Here is a 5,204-nt window from a genome sequence, read left to right as displayed (position 1 = left end):
TTCAAAAAATATTTGACATTAACCGTTTCTATAGTATTATTAATTATCATTAACTAAATTAATTTTAATAAAAATAAAGGCTTGAATTATGATTTTTGACTACAAAGGAATTACGAATAAAAATAAAGATTTAATATTTATAGCAGGTCCTTGCGTTATTGAAAGCGAAGAGATGACTATAAAAATTGCCAAAAAATTAAAAGAGATTAAAGAAAAATTAAATATACAATTAATATTCAAAGGTAGTTATGATAAAGCGAATAGAACCTCTTTAAATTCTTTCAGAGGATTGGGAATGAAAAACGGACTTGAAATATTAAAAACAGTTTCAAAAGAATTCGATTTGCCAACAATAACCGATATACATATTCCCGCCGAAGCGGAAGAAGCGGCAAAATATGTCGACTTTCTTCAAATCCCCGCCTTTTTATGCAGACAAACCGATATTTTACGAGCGGCTTGCGAAACGGGAAAAGCGATTAATGTTAAAAAAGGACAATTCATAAGCGGATACGACTGCAAATATATCGCCGATAAATGCTCGGATGCCATAAATGAAAAGAGACTTTTTTTATGCGAAAGAGGAACTATGTTTGGATACGGAAATTTAATAGTCGACATGAAAAATATTGAAATAATGAAAAATTTTGCTCCCGTAATTTATGACGGCACTCATTCTCTTCAAATGCCTTCCGCTGCAAACGGAATTTCGGGAGGAGCGAGAGAGTTTATTCCCGCGCTTTTGAAATCCGCCGTTGCTTTGGGAATAGACGGAATATTTATGGAAGTTCATCCGAATCCCGAAAAAAGTCCTTCCGATTCAAATACGATTTTTGAACTTGATAAAGTCGAAAATTTATGGAGAGATATTATAAAGATTAATGATTTGGTTAAGAATTTATAACTTATAATGAAAAATATTAAAAAAAAAAATTACGCGTTAATTCCGATTATAGCGATTGCTTTTATAATAATTATTTCAATTTATAAAAAAACTAAAGAAAGCACAGAAGAAAATTATATTAGAAAAACTATTATAATAAGCGATACGATTTTAAATATAACGGCTCAAACTTCGGAAAAAAAAATGAATAATCTTACCGATTTAATAACGAACGAAATAAATAGAATAGACAATATAATAAATCCTTACAATCAAAAAAGCGAAATTGCAATAGTCAATAAAAAAAGTTTGGAAGGAATAAAAGAAATTGAAATCTCAAAAGAATTATCGCGCATATTTGAAACGGGATTAAAATATTCTCGCCTCAATCCTTCATTCGATATAACCGTTCGAGGATTGATAGAACTTTGGGGATTTGGAATAAAAGAAAATCAAACAGTTCCGACTGCAAAAGAAATTGGCGAAGCGTTAGAGAATATAGATTATTCCAAATTAAATATAATAACTAACGAAGATAAAATATTTTTGAAATTGAAAAAAAATTTGACTTTCGATTTCGGCGCTTACGGAAAAGGATATATAATAACGAAATTAATTGAAATTTTTAAAAGCGAAAATATAGAAAATTTTTTAATCGATTACGGAGGCGATACTTATGCAAACGGAGTCAATCGAAAAGGCGAGGCTTGGGTAATAGCGATAAGAAATCCAATAGAAAATTTGGAAGAAAATTCTGAAAAATTTTTGGCTTTGATAAAATCTACTAATTACGCGATAGTGACAAGCGGAGATTATGAAAGATATTTTACCGAAAACGGAACGAATTACCATCATATAATAGACGCAAAAACGGGCTATCCTTCTTATAATTCGATTTCGGCTACGATAGTTCATACTAATTCGGAAGAAGCGGACGCGTTATCGACAATTGCATTTTTAATGGGAACAAATTTTTTTACAAATGAAAATTTTAAATATAAAGAGGCTTATATACTTACGCCAGAAAATGAATTATTTATTGTTACAAATAATGATTTTTAAATTTTAAAATAATTGACAAAAATTTTTAAATGTTATAAAATATAATTCAATTAATCAATCTTAAAAAAATAAATTAATTGTTGACATTATTTTTAAAGATTGTATAATGATTTCAATTAATTAATATTTTGACGCGAAAGCAGGCTGGAAGCCAAATAAAGACTTGATTAATTTTTTAAATATTGTATAATTTAATCAATATTTAAAGGTTTAATAAAAATAAATTACCGAAAAAAATCGGTGGAGAAAGTTTGATATGAAAATTACAATGATTTACAATACTGTATGTTCATTTGCAACGCAACGCAACGCAACGCAACGCAACGCAACGCAACGCAACGCATACCAGAATTATATTCTAAACAATAATTTTAAATTTTATATATTACAATTTTTTAGGGCAGTTAATTTTTTAAGTGCCGTTTTTGGTTTTGCAAAAATATTTTCTTTTATAAAAGAAAGCAAAAGTTCTTACTTTTTTGAGTGGCAAAAAAGTAAGCAAAAAACCATTTCTTTTTTTGTCAAAAAAATAAACAAAAAAACAACTCCGTTTAGAATTCGCAATTCGTTAGTAAAAACATTGTCATTACGAGGCGATAGCCGAAGTAATCCAATCTGTGTGGATTGCCACGACTTCTTACGAAGTCTCGCAATGACTATAAAAAATAAATTTGAAATAATAAGTCAATTAAATTATGGCTTTTGTTATAAAAATTATTTCTTTAATCTTAATCAAGTTTTTCGCAATAGTTACGATTTCGGCGAAAATTATGATTTTGGAAGAAATCTAAATTATGGTTTCGGTAAAGATTATAATCGCAATTTCAAAAAGAATTGTGATTATGATTTTGAAAAAAATTGTAATGGCGGTTTTGGAAAAAATTATTTCGGGAATTGTAATTTTGGTTACGGTTTTGGGAATGAAATTTGTAGCATTGGAAATAATTTGGCGGGCTTTTTATTTAATAGAAAAATTTTAAAAACAAAAATCTAAAAAATAGCCAGAGGCACGCCTTTGGCGAAGGAGAACAAAAGTGAAGAAAATTCTTCTAACAACAGTAGCTTTGCTTTCTATGGCAAGCGCAAGCGTTTTTGGTATGTATGGGGTTGATACGGATTGGATATTCTTCCTCACACACGGCAATCAGTTCAGAGCAAGATTAGACCAATTAGGTTTCACGCTCGGAAATGACACAATCAAGGGAACTTTCGGGTTCGACAATAACACTGGTTATGGCGGAGCTTACGGAGCTATGTTAAGCTACAATTCTACCGCTAATGTTTCTGGAGACGATTATAATTGGGTTCCTTCTATTTCTATGGGAATCGGTTATACTTCTTCCGTAATCGGAATCGGCGTAGGTTATAATGCGACTATCGGAACGGAGAGATACAAAGCGAAACCCGACAGCAAAAGTGGGAACGAAGTAACGCATACTCCAGTTTTGGTTTTGAACGCATTGGATAACGCTTTTAGAATGGCAATTCCGATTCAAGTTTTCGTTAAGAATACAGAAAATGGCGGCGTTAAACAAAAAGAACAAGCGGTAAGCGTTGATTCACAATTCAGATATTATACGGGCTTGGAAATGTTGCCACAAGTTAGATTGTATTTGAGATATGGTAATTACAGCTACGATAATGGAAATAACGATAAAGGCAAATATGGTGAATCATTCGGTTTCGATTTCAGACTTTATTTTGGTTCTATGGTAGAAGAAGTTGCGCTTCAACCTATAGTTAGATTAGTTTACAATGGAGCTTTAGGAAAACAACATAATAATAGAAGAGTTGAAGCTGTTAAAGCTATGAATGGCACTTATTCTACAAATCCAACTGGAGTTTGGGAACAAAGCGCTTGGGATGTTAAATTACTTACGGCTTTAGGATTGACTGCTAACTCCGATATAGTTTCGCTTTATTTTGAACCTTCTTTAGGTTTAGATATTACGCAAGGTGGAAGCGCTTCCCAAAAGGTTAAAGAAACTTATCGTTTGGCTTACGATGTTTATGCGGAAATCTATATTACGCCAATCAAAAACCTTGAATGGTATTTTGAAGCAAGTATAGGCAATATAGCTACGCAAACTGCGGCCTTGGCTTTCGCAGGCACGACAGGTATTACTTGGTATTTGCCAGCGCTTTAATTAAGAATTTTGATAACAAGGGGTTTTAACCCCTTGTATTACACAATGGGCTAAAGCCACATTGTTATCAAGGTTGAGAATTTGTCATTGCAAAGTGGATTGCTTCGGGGCTAAAGCCCCTCGCAATGACGAGTAAATAAAGTCTCGGCGATGACTATAGGTTAAAAGGTTAAAAATATATTAGTGTCTTCATCTATTGCGAGTGGAGACGCTAATATTTTAATTAAAAAATTGTTCTTTGATAAAGAAAGCAAATCATTCGTTCTTTTTTCTACCGAGAAAAAAGAACCAAAAAAGGCGGCTTCTTTTTGTCAAAAAGAAGCAAAAACAACTCCGTTTAGAATTCGTCATTCCGTATAGTTGAAAATGTTTTTTTATTTTCGTTTTCAATCACGAATGAAGTTGTTTTTTTGTTTCCTTTTTTTACAAAAAAAGGAACGGTTTTTTGCTTACTTTTGGCGTCTGCCCGCTTGTGCGTTGGCGACAAAAAAGTAAGAAGAAATAAAGATTTGTTTACTTTATAAAAGTAATTAATTTGCAATCTTTCTTAAATTTTTCACTATAATTCGGCGTTCTTCGTGTGTTGCGAACGGAGGACGCTGTTTTTTGTTTTGAATTGATTAGTTTAGAAGTTGATGCGGTTTTGTGGGGGATGGATTTTTTATTTTAATTAGTAAGGTTGGAAATTAGATTTGTTATTTGGAATTTTTTATTGTGGTTAATAAAATTTGTGGGGATTTATTTTTTGTTTATAAATGATTATAAATAAGTTAAGTAGTTTCACAGATTAAAGTTTTTCGATTTCTTCGATTGGTAAGCCTGTGTTTTCGCTTATGAATTTTATATCCAAGCCTGATTTTTTTAGATTTTTGGCTATAGTATAATTTCGTTCTTTTATTCCTCTTTCCATCCCTTCTATTATTCCCTCTTTTATGCCTTCAAGTTTGCCTTCTCTTATGCCTTCAAGTTTGCCTTCTCTTATGCCTTCAAGTTTTCCTTGCAATCTTTCTTCGCTCAATGTTAGCATTCTAAAATAATTTTCTTCCCATTCCGTATAGCCTTCCGTTAAATCGTCATTTTTTACAAACTTATTATACTTGTCGTAAATTTCT

The 5,204-nt window shown here is 31.6% G+C and carries 5 protein-coding genes and 1 pseudogene; 5 read left to right on the top strand and 1 reads right to left on the bottom strand.

The genetic code is table 11. The features are described from left to right. The first annotated feature begins 88 nt into the window (after window positions 1-88). The 5 genes from kdsA to ACR0QS_RS10785 all read left to right on the top strand — a co-directional run bounded on the left by kdsA (window position 89) and on the right by ACR0QS_RS10785 (window position 4,452). The gene (gene kdsA / locus ACR0QS_RS10805) at window positions 89-904 is read left to right on the top strand and encodes a 3-deoxy-8-phosphooctulonate synthase (RefSeq protein WP_432633454.1); all 816 of its coding nucleotides are present in this window, start codon (window positions 89-91) and stop codon (window positions 902-904) included. A gap of 15 nt (window positions 905-919) precedes the next feature. Further along, window positions 920-1,945 carry an FAD:protein FMN transferase gene (locus ACR0QS_RS10800; RefSeq protein ID WP_432633455.1) on the top strand — a complete coding sequence of 342 codons (1,026 nt, stop codon included), beginning with the start codon at window positions 920-922 and terminating at the stop codon, window positions 1,943-1,945. Window positions 1,946-2,739: 794 nt separating this feature from the next. Then, the gene (locus ACR0QS_RS10795) at window positions 2,740-2,925 is read left to right on the top strand and encodes a hypothetical protein (RefSeq protein ID WP_432633453.1); all 186 of its coding nucleotides are present in this window, start codon (window positions 2,740-2,742) and stop codon (window positions 2,923-2,925) included. A 54-nt stretch (window positions 2,926-2,979) separates the two neighbouring features. Beyond that, window positions 2,980-4,092, top strand: a complete 1,113-nt coding sequence (locus tag ACR0QS_RS10790) for a cell surface protein (protein ID WP_432633452.1) — start codon at window positions 2,980-2,982, stop codon at window positions 4,090-4,092. A gap of 183 nt (window positions 4,093-4,275) precedes the next feature. Further along, window positions 4,276-4,452, top strand: a complete 177-nt coding sequence (locus ACR0QS_RS10785) for a hypothetical protein (protein ID WP_432633451.1) — start codon at window positions 4,276-4,278, stop codon at window positions 4,450-4,452. 427 nt (window positions 4,453-4,879) lie between these two features. Here the strand turns inward: ACR0QS_RS10785 and ACR0QS_RS10780 are convergent. Beyond that, window positions 4,880-5,204, bottom strand: a pseudogene (locus ACR0QS_RS10780) (Rpn family recombination-promoting nuclease/putative transposase); the annotation flags it as partial.

This window comes from Brachyspira sp. (assembly GCF_050873525.1).
In the GTDB taxonomy this organism is placed as follows: Bacteria; Spirochaetota; Brachyspiria; order Brachyspirales; family Brachyspiraceae; genus Brachyspira.
This window is presented reverse-complemented; position numbering and strand designations above follow the sequence as displayed.

Coding starts and splice junctions, on each gene's coding strand:
- kdsA (WP_432633454.1), top strand. CDS start 89: ATGATTTTTGACTACAAAGGAATTACGAATAAAAATAAAGATTTAATA.
- ACR0QS_RS10795 (WP_432633453.1), top strand. CDS start 2,740: ATGGTTTCGGTAAAGATTATAATCGCAATTTCAAAAAGAATTGTGATT.